Source organism: Actinoplanes sp. NPDC049118 (assembly GCF_040648555.1).
Lineage (GTDB): Bacteria > Actinomycetota > Actinomycetes > Mycobacteriales > Micromonosporaceae > Actinoplanes.
The window spans coordinates 111,654-127,214 of record NZ_JBEZDY010000001.1 but is presented as its reverse complement, the minus strand read 5'-3'; the positions used below and the strand labels follow the sequence as shown (position 1 = coordinate 127,214).

General features: G+C 72.5%; 15 protein-coding genes. 8 read left to right on the top strand and 7 right to left on the bottom strand.

Annotation, left to right across the window (positions count from 1 at the left end; translation table 11 throughout):
* The first annotated feature begins 144 nt into the window (after window positions 1-144).
* The 4 genes from AB0B58_RS00540 to AB0B58_RS00525 are packed head-to-tail and all read left to right on the top strand — an operon-like array spanning window position 145 to window position 4,672.
* Entirely contained in the window at window positions 145-918 is a 774-nt protein-coding gene (locus AB0B58_RS00540) for an SCO2525 family SAM-dependent methyltransferase (protein ID WP_360215067.1), read from the top strand.
* Window positions 919-951: 33 nt separating this feature from the next.
* Entirely contained in the window at window positions 952-2,799 is a 1,848-nt protein-coding gene (locus AB0B58_RS00535) for an SCO2524 family protein (RefSeq protein WP_360215064.1), read from the top strand.
* 2 nt (window positions 2,800-2,801) lie between these two features.
* The gene (locus tag AB0B58_RS00530; protein WP_360215061.1) at window positions 2,802-3,719 is read left to right on the top strand and encodes an SCO2523 family variant P-loop protein; all 918 of its coding nucleotides are present in this window, start codon (window positions 2,802-2,804) and stop codon (window positions 3,717-3,719) included.
* A complete protein-coding gene (locus tag AB0B58_RS00525) occupies window positions 3,716-4,672 on the top strand; it encodes an SCO2522 family protein (RefSeq protein WP_360215058.1) in 957 nt (318 codons plus the stop codon). Before AB0B58_RS00530 ends, AB0B58_RS00525 begins: the two co-directional genes overlap by 4 nt.
* Here AB0B58_RS00525 and AB0B58_RS00520 read toward each other — a convergent pair.
* Both AB0B58_RS00520 and AB0B58_RS00515 read right to left on the bottom strand, forming a co-directional pair.
* Entirely contained in the window at window positions 4,657-4,923 is a 267-nt protein-coding gene (locus AB0B58_RS00520; RefSeq protein WP_360215055.1) for a hypothetical protein, read from the bottom strand. The genes AB0B58_RS00525 and AB0B58_RS00520 overlap by 16 nt on opposite strands.
* Window positions 4,924-5,031: 108 nt before the next feature.
* A complete protein-coding gene (locus AB0B58_RS00515; RefSeq protein ID WP_360215052.1) occupies window positions 5,032-5,964 on the bottom strand; it encodes an SCO2521 family protein in 933 nt (310 codons plus the stop codon).
* 115 nt (window positions 5,965-6,079) lie between these two features.
* On the opposite strand from AB0B58_RS00515, the gene AB0B58_RS00510 reads away from it, so the two are divergent.
* The gene (locus tag AB0B58_RS00510; RefSeq protein ID WP_360215049.1) at window positions 6,080-7,033 is read left to right on the top strand and encodes an FAD-dependent oxidoreductase; all 954 of its coding nucleotides are present in this window, start codon (window positions 6,080-6,082) and stop codon (window positions 7,031-7,033) included.
* A 112-nt stretch (window positions 7,034-7,145) separates the two neighbouring features.
* Entirely contained in the window at window positions 7,146-8,021 is an 876-nt protein-coding gene (locus tag AB0B58_RS00505) for an SCO6745 family protein (RefSeq protein ID WP_360215046.1), read from the top strand.
* A 7-nt stretch (window positions 8,022-8,028) separates the two neighbouring features.
* On the opposite strand, the gene AB0B58_RS00500 is transcribed toward AB0B58_RS00505, so the two are convergent.
* The 3 genes from AB0B58_RS00500 to AB0B58_RS00490 form a co-directional block, all read right to left on the bottom strand.
* Entirely contained in the window at window positions 8,029-9,123 is a 1,095-nt protein-coding gene (locus AB0B58_RS00500; RefSeq protein WP_360215043.1) for a winged helix DNA-binding domain-containing protein, read from the bottom strand.
* A gap of 73 nt (window positions 9,124-9,196) precedes the next feature.
* Window positions 9,197-10,828: a glucose-6-phosphate isomerase gene (gene pgi / locus AB0B58_RS00495; RefSeq protein ID WP_360215040.1), complete on the bottom strand. Its 1,632-nt coding sequence runs from the start codon at window positions 10,826-10,828 to the stop codon at window positions 9,197-9,199.
* A gap of 79 nt (window positions 10,829-10,907) precedes the next feature.
* Window positions 10,908-11,282: a DoxX family protein gene (locus tag AB0B58_RS00490; protein ID WP_360215037.1), complete on the bottom strand. Its 375-nt coding sequence runs from the start codon at window positions 11,280-11,282 to the stop codon at window positions 10,908-10,910.
* A 100-nt stretch (window positions 11,283-11,382) separates the two neighbouring features.
* On the opposite strand from AB0B58_RS00490, the gene AB0B58_RS00485 reads away from it, so the two are divergent.
* Window positions 11,383-11,844 (top strand): MarR family transcriptional regulator, encoded by a 462-nt coding sequence (locus AB0B58_RS00485; RefSeq protein ID WP_360215034.1) that lies wholly within the window; start codon window positions 11,383-11,385, stop codon window positions 11,842-11,844.
* Between the two features lie 25 nt (window positions 11,845-11,869).
* On the opposite strand, the gene AB0B58_RS00480 is transcribed toward AB0B58_RS00485, so the two are convergent.
* Window positions 11,870-13,528, bottom strand: coding sequence for an FAD-binding dehydrogenase (locus AB0B58_RS00480; protein WP_360215031.1), 1,659 nt, complete (start codon window positions 13,526-13,528; stop codon window positions 11,870-11,872).
* Window positions 13,529-13,611: 83 nt separating this feature from the next.
* Here AB0B58_RS00480 and AB0B58_RS00475 point away from each other — a divergent pair, with 83 nt between their 5' ends.
* The gene (locus tag AB0B58_RS00475) at window positions 13,612-14,772 is read left to right on the top strand and encodes a helix-turn-helix domain-containing protein (RefSeq protein ID WP_360215028.1); all 1,161 of its coding nucleotides are present in this window, start codon (window positions 13,612-13,614) and stop codon (window positions 14,770-14,772) included.
* Here the strand turns inward: AB0B58_RS00475 and AB0B58_RS00470 are convergent.
* Complete coding sequence (locus tag AB0B58_RS00470) at window positions 14,769-15,479, bottom strand: DUF1775 domain-containing protein (RefSeq protein WP_360215025.1); 711 nt, start codon at window positions 15,477-15,479, stop codon at window positions 14,769-14,771. The two genes, AB0B58_RS00475 and AB0B58_RS00470, sit on opposite strands and share 4 nt — an antisense overlap.
* Between the last annotated feature and the right edge of the window lie 82 nt (window positions 15,480-15,561).

Here is a 15,561-nt window from a genome sequence, read left to right as displayed (position 1 = left end):
GTTCTGCACAGCGCGTCCCGGAGAGCCGTGAATGCGTTGGCGCAGGACACCAGAATCCTGCGAGAGCCCCAGCCCCCAACCCGGCTGAAGTAGCGTTTCGGGGTCCCACTACCGCGACAGCCACCAGCCGCCGGAGGAAGTCCCGTGACCCGACCCGAACCGTGGCTCGACTCCGCGATGGACATCGCGCAGCGGGTAGGCAACGCCGACTTCGACTGGGACGCCTTCGACTCGGCGGCATACTTCGAGCACAACTACGGCACCATGCGCGGCGACGACGAGCGGATCATCGAGATCGTCGCCGACTTCTTCCAGACCTACCGCCGGACACATTCCGCACGCGCGATCGACGTCGGCGCCGGTGCCAACCTCTACCCGGCGCTGACCATGCTGCCGCTCGCCGCCGAGGTGATCCTCTACGAGCGCGCGTTCACCAACCGCCAGTGGCTCAATGCCCAGATCGAGAGGCCCCACGCGTCGTGGTGGCAGTTCTGGTCGCACATGAACGCGGGACGCTCGGCATATCAGCCGATCAAGGAACCGTTCGATCTGCTCAGCCGGCGGGCGCGAGTGGTCAAGGGCAACATCTTCAGCCTCCAACCCGGCCAGTTCGACATCGGCACCATGTTCTTCGTCGCGGAGTCCATCACCACCCGCAACGACGAGTTCGTCCGCGCCACCCAGTCCTTCGTGAACTCGCTGGTGCCCAGGGGTTCCTTCGCCGCGGCCTTCATGCGCGACTCCTCCGGCTACCGGGTCGGCGGCCGCAGCTTCCCCGCCTGCTCGGTGGACGAACGCGACGTCCGGCAGGCGCTGCTTCCGGTCGCCACCGATGTCAGAATTCAGACAGTCGACAGCAAGGACCTCCGCGACGGCTACTGCGGGATGATTGTGGCCACCGGACACAAGAGGACGTGACAGACCCACGGACGGGTAGGTGACGGCACACCGATGCAGATCCAGCCACGTCAACAGCTCCTCGACATCTGGCGGGCGACGGCGCGTCTCTCCTATGTCGACGGCTCGTGGCGGTTCGGCGGCCGCGACGGCGCCAACTCGATCAGCGACGCCGAGCAGCTGCTCTGCCTGATGGCGCCGGCGACCGAGATCCCGATCTTCCGGCTGGACAACCCGGACGCCGCCAACCGGGACGTGCTCGACGCGCTCGGTGCGCTCGGCGACGACATCCAGGTGCCGCAGCGGCTGCTGGAGGCGCTCACCGCGTACCTCAAGCGGTACACCGCGCCGGACGGCACGCCGAGCTTCGCCGGCGGCACCTACTTCCGCCCCGAGCTCGAGGGCGAGGAGGTCAAGACCGCCCAGCAGGAGCTGGACGTCGTCGACTCGTTCGCCGTCTCCGTCACGCTGATGCTCGCCGTCGTCGGCTTCACCAGGATCCTCCGCCAGGTCGTCACCCGGCCGCGGCTGCTCGATCAGGTCGACGAGCTCGAGGAACGGGCCAACCAGCGGCTCACCGCCGCGATGGTCGGCCTGCTGCGCAGCTTCTCCGTCAACGTCTTCTCCGCCGACGAGCCCTACGGCAGGGAGCTGATCCGCACGGTCAACCAGGAGCGCCGCCCGTCCCGGCAGGTCGTCGACGAGCTCCGCGAGGCGCTGCGCGAGATCAACGCCCGGCTTCGCGACGACGTCACCATCGGCTCCGGCGCCGCCGAGGGCAGCGAGCTCGACCTGCCCAACCGGCTCTTCGAGTGCGGCTGGAGCTGGGGGCTGGTCACCGACGCGCCCGAGATCGAGACATCCGCCGACATCGGCGCGCAGCGCCCCGGCCTGGCACAGAACGCGCCCTACCTGTACTTCACCACCGTGGCCCTCGAGGCCATCCAGGCGCTGTCGTCAGAGCGCACCCGGCTGCTCGGCCTGCTCGACGAGGCTCAGCTCAAGCTCGCCCAGGCGCTGCAGCTGCGCTTCGAACTGACCCGGTCCTACTGGGCGACCGTCGCCACCTTCGGCTCCGGCCGGTGGCCGCTGGAGGACCTGCCCTGGCGCACCACCGACGGCGTCGAGTTCGACTACTTCAGCCTGCTGGTCAGCGGCATGGTCGTGCGGAACATGGTGGCCGTGCGGGCGTCCGGCGCGGACCTGGCCCGGGTGGCCGGCGTGCTGGACGAACTGGCGAACCGCAGCCGCATCACCCGCCGCCCCACCCCGCGGGAGCCGGCGCTGAACGTGCACCATCCTGGCCTGTGCTTCCCGCTCGAGGGCAGCGAGAACGTCGGCGGTACGCGCCTGGGCTGGACGGTCGCGGACATCTCGCCGCTGCTGCTCAGGCGCACCCTAAACCTGGCCGGCCTGCTGTCGGACGGCGCCGCCCGCAGCCGGCTGCTCGACCTCTCCGACGACCTGTGGAGACACCTGCAGCAGCGGGTGATCCTCGACGGCACCGCGCGCGGCGTCTGGGACCAGCCGGCGGGCGCCTTCCCACAGGTCGACGCGAGGTTCGCCGAGCCGTCCTGGTACTACACGAAGCGGGTGGTCGACTGCCTCGTCACCGCCGCCCGGGTGATCAACGAGCCGCCGGTGCGCAGCGAACTACTCGCCCGGGTCGCCGCGGAGCTGCTGAACGAGGCCGCACACCTCTACGACCGAGAACGGCTCAACGGCTCCACCTACAGCGGCCAGACGCTGCGGGAGGAGCTCACGCGGATCGGCGTGGAGCTGGAACGGGCCCGGACGGTGCACCGGGAGCGCCCCGGCGTCGCGGTCGCCGTGACCGAGGACGTGCTGCGCAGGCTCGACCGCCTGTCCGCCGCCCGCCGCGCCGACAGCGGACTGAGCTAGCCATGATCGTCTTTGCGACCTCCGACAAGGGTGGCACCGGACGCTCCGTCACCAGCAGCAACGTGGCCTACCGCCACGCCCTGCAGGGCGGCGACTGCTGCTACCTGGACTTCGACTTCGGCTCGCCCACCTCCGGCGCGATCTTCGAACTCTCGGACGCGTTCGCCGGGGTGACCGAAGGCGGCCTGCACAGCCACCTGACGGACGGCGCCGCCGAGCCCCGCCGCATCGACATCTGGGCCGAGTCGGAGCGCGACGTGCTACGCGGGCGACCACAGGGCGCCGGCCGCCTGGCGTTGTACCCGGGCGACCGGGGCGGCGGCGAGTTCCGGTCGTCCCCCGAGATCGTCGAGCGCTGCGTCGACCTGCTGCTGCGCGCCGACGAGGAGTTCAACCTCGTCATCGTGGACCTCAGCGCCGGCCGCTCGTACGCCACGGAGATCGTGCTCGCCGCCACCGCCGCCACCGCGCTGCGCGGCGTGGTGGCGCGCTGGCTGGTGTTCCACCGCTGGACCCGGCAGCACATCCTCGCGGCAAGCGGCCTCGTCAACGGCAGGCACGGCATCCTGGAGACCGCCACCGGGCTCGGCCATGATCCGGCGGCGATGCGGGACGCCATCCGCTTCGTGCGCACCGCCGTCCTGGATCCGGCCTCCCCCGGCCAGGCCGGCCTGCGCCCCGAGCAGCTCGCCTGGCTCGGCGTCTGCAACGAGCGGCTGCAGGAGCTGGCGAGCCGGCAGCGGGCCGGGCGCACCAGCGTGCTGGCCGAGATCCCCCTCGATCCGGTGCTGCAGTGGCAGGAGCAGCTGCTCTCCAACGACGACGTGTGGCTGCACCGCACGGCCAACCAGCGCACGGTCGACGCGTTCGACGATCTCGCGAAGAAGATCGTGGACGACTCCGCCTGGATCGGGCTGTGAACGCCCACCCCGGGGTGTTCACGGAGGACAGCGCCACGCCGGTGGTGCGGCGGGTGGCCCTGTCCCATCTCTCGATCGAGCTCGGCCACCTCTACATGGACGACTTCCGCGCCGGCGGGGAACGGCTGCGCGAGCATTTCCGGCGGGTGCTGCCCTGGGTGCGGACCGCGGAGCAGGCCTGCGCCGACGAGGTGCACCGGGGCCGGCCGCGGATCAGCACCTGCTTCCTCGTCGACGACTACTTCACCCGGTTCGGCACACCGGCCGAGGTCGTCCGCGCCCTGGTCAGCGCCGCGCAGGACGCCGGCCTGACGATCGACTACGTGGCCCGGGAATCGGGGTGTGCGAGCGCCGACGGCGTCGACCTGGCGACCCTGGTGCGCCAGCACCTGGTGGCCGAGCCGCCCGAGGGCGACAACGGCGGCCGGCCCGCGACGGCGGTCAGCGGCTGGCTGAGCAACGGCCAACGCGGTGGCCCCGGCCCGGCGGCCGCGATGGCGGCGCCGCGCCCCTGGCAGCCGCCGCGGCAGAGCGCCGTGCAGAACCACTCGATCTTCGTTGACATCGAGCTGTGGAACGGCCCCGACGGCGGGGTGCTCTGGTCCTGCCCGTTCCTCGCGGCCGTCTGGCAGCTGCAGCGTCTCGGCCTGATCCGGCATCTCGGTGAGCCGGTCGCCGAGCCACGCCCGGGCAGCGCGGACGACCTGGCCGACGACTGGGACCGGATGCCCGCGGTGGTTCGGCTCAATCCCCGGGCGGCGCCCTTCCGCGCGTACCGCACCTTCTCGGCGCTCGACGCGCGCTTCCTGCCGATCGAGCTGGCCGTGCGCACCATCCTGGGCCAGGTCGCGGTCGATGCCGCCGTCGCGGCGCAGGTGCGCGAGCGGGCCGAGGGCGAGGGGCTCACCCTGCCGGACGAGGTGGTCGACCGGATCCGCTACGCGTTCCTGTGAGGCGGCGGCTCGTGCGTGCCGCCGACGGCGCGGGAGACCTCCCACAGCTCGCGGAAGAGCCGCGCGCGCTCCTTGACCCGCGAGTCGGTCAACACCAGGCGGGTCTCGGCGATCTGGGCGCGCTGCGGGTCGGCGGTGGTCGGGTTCGTCTCGTACGTGAGGGTGTCGTCGAAGACGATCATGTCGCGCACCTGGACCTGTTGCGGCGGCGGCACGGCGCCGCGGTCGAGCAGCCGGACCTCGATGCTCATCCGGCGCTGCTCCTCGCAGGCCTGCCGCACCGCCGGGTCGTCCGCCGGCGGCCACCGGGGGCAACGCCCTTCGCACGAGACTCGACGGCTGCGCCGCCGCGGCGGGCATCAGCTCGCCCTGGATGCCGCGAGCGAGGCCACCGCGCCGACCGACAGCTGGTCGCGGATCCGGTGCACGACGCTGTCCCACTGCCGGGTGAATCCCGGCCGCGCCTCGAGCGCCCTCCAGATCTCGTCGGTGAGCGCGACGCCGCGCGCGCCCGGCATCCACAGGTGCAGCAGATAGTCGATGGCGGGAAGCAGGCGGGTCAGGGCCTGCTCGCGCGGGAGGACGCCGATGGCGCTCTTGTCGGTGATCTCCAGCAGGCTGCTCAGCAGCCAGTCGTGCAAGGCGACGTCCTCGCACGCGGCGGCCAGCTCCCCGGCCGTTCCGAACGGGACGGTCAGCCGAAGCGTCCGCAGGTCCCCGCCGCGAACCGAGAAGCCGACGCGGACCGCGCCGGACGCCTCCACGGAGGCCACCCAGCGCAGCCGGGTCCGCGCCGAGCGGAGCCGCACCGTGCCGCCGCGAGGCACGGAGCGCTGCACCCGGTCGGCCACCCGCCCGGCCATCGCGGCGAGGTCCAGGCTCGCACCGGACGCCTCCACCCCGGTCAGAGCGACAGCGAGCTCGTCCCAGCCGACCCGGCTCAGCGTCTCGATGACCCCGGGACGCGCCAGGTAGTGCGACCACGGCCGCCGCGCGCCGCCCTCGCCGTGGGCGAAGGTCGCATAGGCCGAGCCCTGCAGGATGTGCCCGCCGGTGATCGCCGCCCGCTGCAGCGCCGTGCCGACCCCCCGTACCTGGCGGGTGGAGCCGGCCGTACCCAGTCTGCAGTCGACACCGACCGGGATCTGAGGCGAGCGTACGTGGGCGATCGGCCGCGTCGAGACCAGCACCGGTTCACCGACGACCAGGTCGACGAGGCGCCGCGCCCGGCCGGGCTCGACGGGATCGCTACCACGAAGGAACGCGGTCTGTACCTCGCCGGCGATCAACATCGTCCCTCCTCCGTGGCCGCCGGGAGCGACCGCCGGCCTGTCGATTGCACCGCACCGCATGCGCGACCGCAATACGTGGTGCTCTTGGGTGACGACCCTGAGTTAGGGTGTGGAAGTGAGCCCGGCGCGATGGGACGTGCTGCTGATCGGCGCCGGCGTATCGGGCCTGACCACTGCCGTCCGGCTCGCCGAGGAGGGAGTGCGCGTCCTGGTCCGGGCGCGCGGCAGACCCGAGCAGACCACCTCGGCGGCAGCCGGCGCGATCTGGGATCCCATCTGCGCCACCCACCCGCTGGTGCCACAGTGGAGCAGCCGCGCCTACGACGTGTTCCGCGAGATGGTGCGGGCGGGCCGCCCGGAGGTGAGCCTGGTGCACGGCATCGAGGCCTCCCGGACGCCGATCCCGTCGCCGCGCTGGGCGCACGACCTGCCCGGCTTCCGCGAGTGCGACCCCGGCGAGCTCCCGCCCGGCTTCGGCAGCGGCTGGCGCTACACCGCGCCGATCATCGACATGCCGCCCTACCTCGGCTACCTGGAACGGCGGCTGCTCGCGGCCGGCGGGGCGCTGGAGATCGCCGAGGTGCACACCCTGGACGGTGCGCCGGCGCCGGTCGTGGTGAACTGCAGCGGGATCGGCGCCCGGCAGTTGGTGCCCGACCCCGAGGTGGCACCCGTCCGCGGGCAGCTGGTGGCCGTCCGCAATCCCGGGGTCACCGAGTTCTTCGCCGAGCACACCGCCCAGCTCGACGAGCTGACCTACCTGCTGCCGCAGGGTAGGACCCTGCTGCTGGGCGGCAGCGAGGAGAAGGGCCGGTTCGATCCGGAGCCCGACCTCGCCGTGGCCGAGGGGATCATCGAGCGCTGCGCCGGCATAGTGCCCGCGATCGCCACCGCGCGGGTGCTCGGGCACCGCACCGGGATCCGCCCCGACCGCCCCCGGATCCGGCTGGAGCAGGAGAACCGCGACGGCCGGCACGTGGTGCACAACTACGGGCACGGCGGCGCGGGAGTCAGCCTCTCCTGGGGCTGCGCCGACAGCGTCCTCGAGCTCGTCCGAGACCTGATCTGAGCCCGCTTCACCAGGGTCGTGGCCCGTCCGTCCCTACCGATTCGTTGCTTTCGTCCGGCCAGGGGCGTCAAATGGTGATGAGATGCATCGTTATCGATCGACGGAGGACGGGATGGCAGAGCTCGATCAGCGTCCGGCGCGAGCCGTTGAACCGGCGCTGGCCCGCACGGCTTGGCGGACCGCCGAGCCCATCCACGGCATGATCTACTTCGCGCCGGAGGCCCACCGGCGGTATGCCGCGCTCGGATTGCGCGACCGGATGGGCTACTTCGCCTCCCGGGCCGCAGCGTTCGGGCCGGTCGGCGCGGAGACCGTCATCGCCACGTTCTTCAACTTCAACCCCGCGCTGGTACGGGCCGCGATTCCGGAGGCGTGGCGGATCGCCGCACCGGAGGACATCCTGCGGACCCGTTTCGAGGCGGCCGACGCCGCGCTGCGGCGGGCCTGCGGACCGGATCTGCTCGCCTCGCCCGAGATGGCCGAGGCGGCGGGCCTGGCCAGGCGGGCGGCCGAGTCGGCGAGCGGGCACCCCCAGGGGCGTCCCCTGTTCGCGGCGACCTCGGCACTGCCGTGGCCGGACGAGCCGCACCTGGTGCTATGGCATGCGCAGACGCTGCTCCGCGAGTACCGCGGCGACGGCCACGTCGCCGCCCTGCTCCTCTCGGGACGCTCCGGGATCGAGGCACTCGTCATGCACGCGGCCACGGGCAGGGTCGCGGCCGAGGTCCTGCGGCGGACCCGCGGCTGGAGCCCGGCCGAGTGGGACACCGCCGTCGATCAGCTGCGTTCCGGCGGGCTGCTCGAGGCCGGCGACGAGCCGGCGCTGACCGAGACCGGCCTGGCGCAGCGGCAGTGGGTCGAGGACCGGACCGACCTGCTGGCCGCGCCGGCGTACGCGGTGCTGGGCAACGCCGGCTGTACGCGGCTCGCGGAACTCGCCGAGCGGATCAGCCGCGCGGTGATCGAGGCCGGCCTGCTGAAGATCTAGGTGTGCCTCAGGGCCAGCGGACCTGCGCCGGCAGCCCGAGGAACGTCGCGTAGGGCTGCAACGCCCGCTCCGCCCGCGCGCGGTCGGCCGGTTTCAGGGGCACCAGCGGGGTCACGTCGATGGTCACCGCCTTCCTGCCGAGGGTGCGCTTCCAGGTGCCGACCACCCGCCCGCCGCGCACGATCGTGGACTGGAACACCCCGTTGCCGCCCGGGACGACCGCCTGCAGGTGTGCGTCGTCCATCATCAGGGAGCGGTCCTTGTAGCCCAGCATGTATTCGTCGAAGCCCGGCAGCGCCGCCCATTGCCCGGCCGGTAGCGCCGCCCCGCCGCCCAGCAGCTCCGGTGTGGCCAGCATCTCGGCGCCGTCGACCCGGACCGTCGTCAGGCGCTCGCCCGCCGCCGCGACGCCCGCCTTCACGTCCGTCATCGTGAGCCCGGTCCAGCGCGCCAGATCCGCCCTGGTGGCCGGGCCGTGGCTGCGGAAGAAGCGGTGCGCGATGATGGACAGCGCCTCCTCGCGCGACGGCCTGTTCGGCTCCGGCACCCACTCGTCCAGCAGCACGAACGTCTGCTCCTTGCCGACGTGTGGCGCGATGCAGGTGACGCCCTTCTGCGCCGCGTACCACAGCAGGTGGTAGCCCATCTGGCCGACGAGCTCGACGCCCGCGTCGGCGAGGGCGGCCAGGCACTCGGCGCGGGTGAGGCGGCGTCCCTGAAGGACGGTGGCGAGGACCTCGACGCCGCGCTCGGCCTCCCGCTCGTCCAGGCCGATGGTCGCGCGGCGCTTCGCCGCGCCCGCCAGGGCCCGCACGCCGGTCAGGTCGAGCATCCAGTGCGCGTCGGCGGGCGGGACCAGGTGCACGGTGCCGCGCATCGGCCAGGTGCGGATCGCCTCGCGGCGCTCCAGCGCCGCGTTCACGTCGTCGAGGGTGAACGCGGGCAGCCGCACGCCCAGGGACCACTGGCCGCTCGCCATGTCCTGCGCCTGCATCGCGCCGAACCACTGCACGACGCCCGCCACGGAGTCCGGGCCGTCGCCGGCCGTCAGCAGCAGGCTGCGCATCCGCAGGGCGAGCGCCTGCGAGCTCGTCAAGTCCACGACGGCAGCCTATGCCGGGGCACCGACAAGAAACGGGGTGGCCCGCACGGGCCACCCCGTTGCCGCCTGACGGTCAGCGGCCGCGCTGCGCGCGGTACCGGGCGATCAGGGCGTCCGTCGACGAGTCGTTCGACCCGGCCGGCGCCTCGGCGGCGGTCAGCAGCGGTGCCAGCTGGTTGGCCATGACCTTGCCGAGCTCGACACCCCACTGGTCGAACGGGTTGATCTCCCAGATCACGCCCTGCGTGAACGTGATGTGCTCGTACAGGGCGATGAGCTGGCCCAGCACGCCCGGGGTGAGCTTCTCGGACAGGATCGTGGTGGTCGGGTGGTTGCCCGGCATCACCTTGTGCGGCACGATCTCGGCCGCCACGCCCTCGGCCGCGATCTGCTCGGCCGTGCGGCCGAAGGCGAGCGCACCGGTCTGCGCGAAGAAGTTCGACATGAACAGGTCGTGCATCTCGCCGGTGTCGTGGTTGGGCACGCTGAAGCCGATGAAGTCCGCCGGGATCAGCTTCGTGCCCTGGTGGATCAGCTGGTAGAAGGCGTGCTGGCCGTTGGTGCCCGGCTCGCCCCAGAAGACCTCGCCGGTCTGGTAGTCCACGGCCGCGCCGTCCAGGCGCACCTGCTTGCCGTTGCTCTCCATGGTGAGCTGCTGAAGGTAGGCGGCGAAGCGGTGCAGGTACTGCGAGTAGGGCAGCACCGCGTGCGACTGCGCGCCGAGGAACGTGTCGTACCAGACGTTCAGCAGGCCCATCAGGACCGGGACGTTCCGTTCCAGCGGCGCGGTGCGGTAGTGCTCGTCGACGGCGTGGTAGCCCGCCAGCAGCTCGCCGAAGCGCTCCCGGCCGATCGCCAGCATCACCGAGAGACCGACAGCGGAGGGCAGCGAGTAGCGGCCGCCGACCCAGTCCCAGAAGCCGAACATGTTCTCGGTGTCGATGCCGAAGTCGGCGACCCGCTGCGCGTTCGTGCTGACCGCGACGAAGTGCCGGGCCACCGCGGAGGGGTCGCCGCCCAGCCCGGCGAGCAGCCAGTTGCGCGCCTCGGTCGCGTTGGTCAGCGTCTCCTGGGTACCGAACGTCTTCGAGACGACCACGAACAGCGTCGACGCCGGGTCGAGGTCGTGGGTCTTCTCGTACAGGTCGGTGGGGTCGATGTTGGAGATGAAGCGGCACTCGAGGCCGGCGTCCGCGTACGCCTTGAGCGCCTCGTACGCCATCACCGGCCCGAGGTCGGACCCGCCGATGCCGATGTTGACGACGGTCCTGATGCGCTCCCCGGTGGCGCCCAGCCAGTCGCCGGAGCGGACCCGGTCGGTGAAGGCACCCATCCGGTCGAGGACCTCGTGCACATCGTGGACGATGTCCTGCCCGTCGACCACGAGGACGGCGTCGCGCGGCAGCCGCAGCGCGGTGTGCAGCACCGCGCGGTCCTCGGTGACGTTGATGTGCTCGCCCGAGAACATCGCCTCGATGCGCTCGCGCAGCCGCGCCTTCTCCGCGAGGGCGAGCAGGGCGGCGAGCACCTCGTCGGTGACCAGGTTCTTGCTGTAGTCCACGTAGAGGTCCGCCACCCCGGCGGTGAGCCGCTCGCCGCGCCGTGGATCGCTGTCGAACAGCTCGCGCAGGTGCACGCCCGAGAACTTCTCGGCGTGCCCCTGCACGGCCTGCCACTCGGCGCTGTCGGAAACGTGCTCGCTCATGCCATACCCTCCGCTTACCTGAAGTCTCGGGTTCATCGTGGCACGGATCGGATCCGCCCGCCGCGAACTGGGTGCCTCCTCAGAACGCGTACGGTCCGAAGCGGCCCCACGCCACGAAGAGCGCCAGCAGCAACAGCACGATGCCGGGCGCGATGCCGTTCGTCTCGCCGCGGCGGATGTGGACGATGGTCGCGCCGACCATCATCAGCACCAGACCGGTGGCGGCCAGCGGGACCAGGATCGGGGCGATGCCGAGCGCGGCGGGCAGGATCAGGCCGATCGCGGCGAGCACCTCGAGGGCGCCGATGGCACGCACCGCACCCATCGGGAAGTCTTCGACGAAGCCCATGCCCGCACCGAGCAGGTCCTCGCGGCTGCGGACGAGCTTCATACCGCCGGCCAGTAGGAAGGCCGCGGCCAGCAGGCCGGCGACGATCCAGAGCGCGATGTTCATGGGTACGACCTCCAGAGAGTTGAACGTTCCAGTGAAAGGTAGGCTTCCCGTATTGAATGGTCAACTGAATGTGACATGAACGTTCAGCTAGAATCGGCCCGTGAGCGACGAGGTGAACTGGCTCGACGAGAAGCAGCTCCAGTCCTGGATGCGCTTCGCGGCCCTGCTGGTGGTCCTGCCGGGCGAGCTCGACGGCGAGATGCAGCGCAAGGCCGGGATGACACAGTTCGAGTACGCCGTGCTGGCCGGGCTCTCCGAGTCGCCGGGCCGCACCATGCGGATCAGCGCGCTCGCCCGGTTCGCGCAGGGCTCGCTCTCCCGGATCTCGCACCTGGTCAAGCGGCTGGAGAAGCGCGGCTGGGTCCGCCGCGAGCTGGACCGCGCCGACGGCCGCTACACCAACGCGATCCTCACCGACGAGGGCTACGCCAAGGTCGTCGCGACCGCGCCCGGTCACGTCGACGACGTCCGGCGCCTGGTCGTCGACGTGCTGACGCCGGCGCAGCTGCGCCAGCTCGGCGAGATCAGCGACCGCATCCTGCGCGGCATGGGCGGCTGCTGAGCGCGGCAGCCCATGCCGCGGGCCGTCAGCCGAGTGCGGCCGCGGCGCTGCGGCCGGCGACCCGGCCGGAGAAGAGGCACCCGCCCAGGAAGGTGCCCTCCAGCGAGTTGTAGCCGTGCATGCCGCCGCCGCCGAACCCGGCGACCTCGCCGGCCGCGTAGACGCCGGGAAGGGGCTCGCCGGAGGGCGTGAGCACCCGGGCGGAGAGGTCGGTGTGCAGGCCGCCGAGGGTCTTGCGGGTGAGGATGTTCAGGCGCACGGCGATCAGGGGGCCGGCGGCGGGGTCGAGCAGGCGGTGCGGCGTGGCGACCCGGATCAGCTTGTCGCCCCGGTACCGGCGTGCCCCGTGGATGGCCGTGACCTGGGCGTCCTTGCTGAACGGGTTGGTCATCTCGCGGTCGCGGGCCTCGATCGTCCGGCGTACCAGGTCGAGGTCGAGGTCCGGGCCACCCTCCTGCGCGGCCAGCTTGTTCATGCCGGCCACCAGCTCGGGCAGGGTGGGCGCCACGACGAAGTCGGTGCCGTTGCGCTTGAACGCCTCCACCGGCGGCGTCGCGCCGGGCCGGACGCGGCCCAGCACCTGCCGGATGCTCTTGTTCGTCAGGTCGGGGTTCTGTTCGGAGCCCGACAGGGCGAACTCCTTCTCGATGATCTTCTGGGTGAGCACGAACCAGCTGTAGTCGTACCCGGTCGCCATCAGGTGCTTGAGCGTGCCCAGCGTGTCGAAGCCGGGGAAGAGTGGCGCCGGCAGCCGCCGGCCGGTGGCGTCCAGCCACAGCGACGACGGGCCGGGCAGGATCCGGATGCCGTGGCCGGGCCAGATCGGGTCCCAGTTGCGCAGGCCCTCGGTGTAGTGCCACATCCGGTCCGGGTTGATGATCTGCCCACCGGCCGCCTCGGTGATGCCGAGCATCCGGCCGTCGACGTGTGCGGGCACGCCGGAGACCATCCGCTTCGGCGGTGCGCCCAGGCGCGCCGGCCAGGCCGCCCGGACCAGGTCGTGGTCGCCGCCGATGCCGCCCGAGGTGACGATCACCGCCTGCGCCGCGTACGAGAAGTCGCCGGTCTCCTCCCGCGAGCTGGACTCGCCGCGGCGGGCGCCGCTGGCCGCCAGGGTGCGGCCCCGCACCCCCGTGACCACGCCGCCGGTCTTGACCAGGCCGTCGACGCGGTGCCGGAAGCCGAAGGTCACCAGGCCGTTCTCGGCCGCGGCGCGGACCCGCCGCTCGAACGGTTCGACCAGGCCGGGTCCGGTGCCCCAGGTCAGATGGAAGCGCGGCACGGAGTTGCCGTGTCCGTCCGCCGCGCCGCCGCCGCGCTCGGCCCAGCCGACCACCGGGAACAGCCGGTGCCCCATGGCCCGCAGCCAGGCCCGCTTCTCGCCGGCCGCGAAGTTCACGTAGGCCTCCGCCCACCGGCGTGGCCAGTGGTCCTCGTCGCGGTCGAAGCCGGCGCTGCCGAGCCAGTCCTGCCAGGCGAGATCGAGGCTGTCGCGCACGCCCATCCGGCGCTGCTCGGGCGTGTCGACCAGGAATAGCCCCCCGAACGACCAGAACGCCTGACCGCCGAGGCTCTGCTCGGGCTCCTGGTCGAGCAGCAGCACCCTTCGTCCCGCGTCGGCCAGCTCGGCCGTCGCCGCCAGCCCGGCCAGTCCCGCGCCCACCACGATCACATCTGCGTCCATGCCCCCACGCTAGGCACCGTCATGCCAACATAGTGGTCCCCCGGCGCTTAGGTTCGCCGCAGATTTATCACCGAGGTGACAACGTGCACTTCTCCGCGCTGGAGCCCCGCCTCGCCTCGCTGCCGGCGGACGTCGGCGAGCAGGTCCGGGCCGTCCGGGGCGAGCTGCGCGACCGGGTGCTGCGGACCATCCAGGCGGCCATGGGCGCCCAGGGCCGGCCGCTGAGCGGCGGGCAGGGGCGGGGGCTCGCCCTCGGGGTGCGTACCGCCGTCGACGCGTTCGCGGGGGCGGTGGCCGAGCCCGGCGCCGACCTGGCGCCGACCCGGGACGTGTTCGTCCGGCTCGGCCGCACCGAGTACCGCGAGGGGCACACCGTCGACGCCCTGCGCTCGATCCTCATGCTCGGCGGGCGCGACATCTGGGCGTACCTGGTCGATCGGGAGCTGCCGCCGGACGTGCTCTACGTGCTCGCGTCGGCGCTGTTCGGTTTCACCGACATGCTGGCCGGGGCCGCCGCCGAGGGGTACCTGGACGAGCAGCGCCGGCACGCCCGGGACTGGGACACCACCCGCCGCCGGCTGATCACCCTGCTGGTGCAGCCGAATCCCGGCGTCGCCGCGATCCGGGCCGCGGCGGCCGCCGCCCGCTGGCCGCTGCCGGAGTCCGTCGCGGTGGTCAGCGTCGAGGGAACCGACGGCGAGCACGTGGCCCGGCTCGCCGGCAGCGGCTCCATCGCCACGGTCATCGACGACGCCACCCGGCTGGTCGTGCCGGAGCCGGGCACCCCCGGGCGGCTCGCGCACCTGGCCTCGGTGCTGGCGGGGCGGCGATCGGCGATCGGGCCGTCGGTGGAGCTGGCCGCGGCCCGGCTGTCGTTCCGGCTGTCGCGGCGCGCGCTGCTGCTGCAGCAGGACGGCGTGCTACCCGCGGAGGCGCCGCTGCGCTGCGACGAGCACCTGGTCACGCTGATCACCGCCTGGGAGCCGGGGCTCGGCGACCGGCTGGCGGCGCGCCACCTCGCGCCGCTCGGCGCGGCGGAGCGGGACGTGCTCGGTCCGACGCTGCTGGCGTGGCTGCGGGCGCAGGGGCAGGTCATCCCGGCCGCCGCGGCCCTGCACGCGCACCCGCAGACCGTGCGGTACCGCATGCGCAAGATCCGGCGCCTGTTCGGCGCCGCCCTCGACGACCCGGACTCGCGGCTGGCGCTGCAACTCGCCCTGCGGCACCGGCTCGGGCCGGGCTAGCCGTCGCCGCGGCGCGAGGCGGAGTTGCGGTGCAGGTACCTCCACCCGAATGCGATGCCCCCGACCAGCACGATGGCGAAGACGGCCCACATCCACCAGATCCACACCGGCGACGGGCCGTCGGCGGGCTCCGTCGGCGCGGGCTCGAACATCTCCGGTGGCGACGCCGCGCCGGAGATCACCGGGGCGGCGGAGGAAGGCTCCACGGTGGCGCCCGAGGCGGCCGCCGGGGCGGGCGCCAGGATGAGCAGCGGCGCCGGGTTCTCCGGCTCGGCCGCGCCCTCCTGAGGGATCTCGATCCAGCGGGACACCTCGCCGTCCGCGTAGGTCTCCAGGGTCTTGAACGCCAGCCGGGTCTCGCCGTCCGGGAGCTTCGCGACCATGACGCTCCACTCGGCGTCGCGGTCCGGGGCGAGCGGCTCGCCGCCGACCGTGAAGCCGTCGGAGGTCGTCGCGAACTTCCAGCCGGCGGGCACCTTCACCGGGGTCACGGCGCCCGGTGCGATGCCCGCGGGCAGCACCACCCGCTCGTTCGCGATGCCCGACGGGTTCTCGGCCTCGCCGTGGAAGATCAGCGTCACGTTCCGCGCGCCGGCCTGTTTCTTGTCCGCGCTGACCTCGACGTGGGCGGCCGCGGGCGCGGCGAGCGCGAGGACGCCGAGCGCGGCGAGGGCACCGATCGTCGTCAACCGGGATCTGTTACGCACGCCGCGCACCACCTTCACCACAGAGGAGACATTCCCCCCACAATCTCCCATCATCGGGGGAAAGTTTCCGCGATATGCCGGG

Excerpts from the sequence above, each read along its gene's own strand:
- AB0B58_RS00535 (WP_360215064.1), top strand. The coding sequence starts at position 952 with ATGCAGATCCAGCCACGTCAACAGCTCCTCGACATCTGGCGGGCGACG.
- AB0B58_RS00530 (WP_360215061.1), top strand. The coding sequence starts at position 2,802 with ATGATCGTCTTTGCGACCTCCGACAAGGGTGGCACCGGACGCTCCGTC.
- AB0B58_RS00520 (WP_360215055.1), bottom strand. The coding sequence starts at position 4,923 with ATGAGCATCGAGGTCCGGCTGCTCGACCGCGGCGCCGTGCCGCCGCCG.
- AB0B58_RS00515 (WP_360215052.1), bottom strand. The coding sequence starts at position 5,964 with ATGTTGATCGCCGGCGAGGTACAGACCGCGTTCCTTCGTGGTAGCGAT.
- AB0B58_RS00505 (WP_360215046.1), top strand. The coding sequence starts at position 7,146 with ATGGCAGAGCTCGATCAGCGTCCGGCGCGAGCCGTTGAACCGGCGCTG.
- pgi (WP_360215040.1), bottom strand. The coding sequence starts at position 10,828 with ATGAGCGAGCACGTTTCCGACAGCGCCGAGTGGCAGGCCGTGCAGGGG.
- AB0B58_RS00490 (WP_360215037.1), bottom strand. The coding sequence starts at position 11,282 with ATGAACATCGCGCTCTGGATCGTCGCCGGCCTGCTGGCCGCGGCCTTC.
- AB0B58_RS00480 (WP_360215031.1), bottom strand. The coding sequence starts at position 13,528 with ATGGACGCAGATGTGATCGTGGTGGGCGCGGGACTGGCCGGGCTGGCG.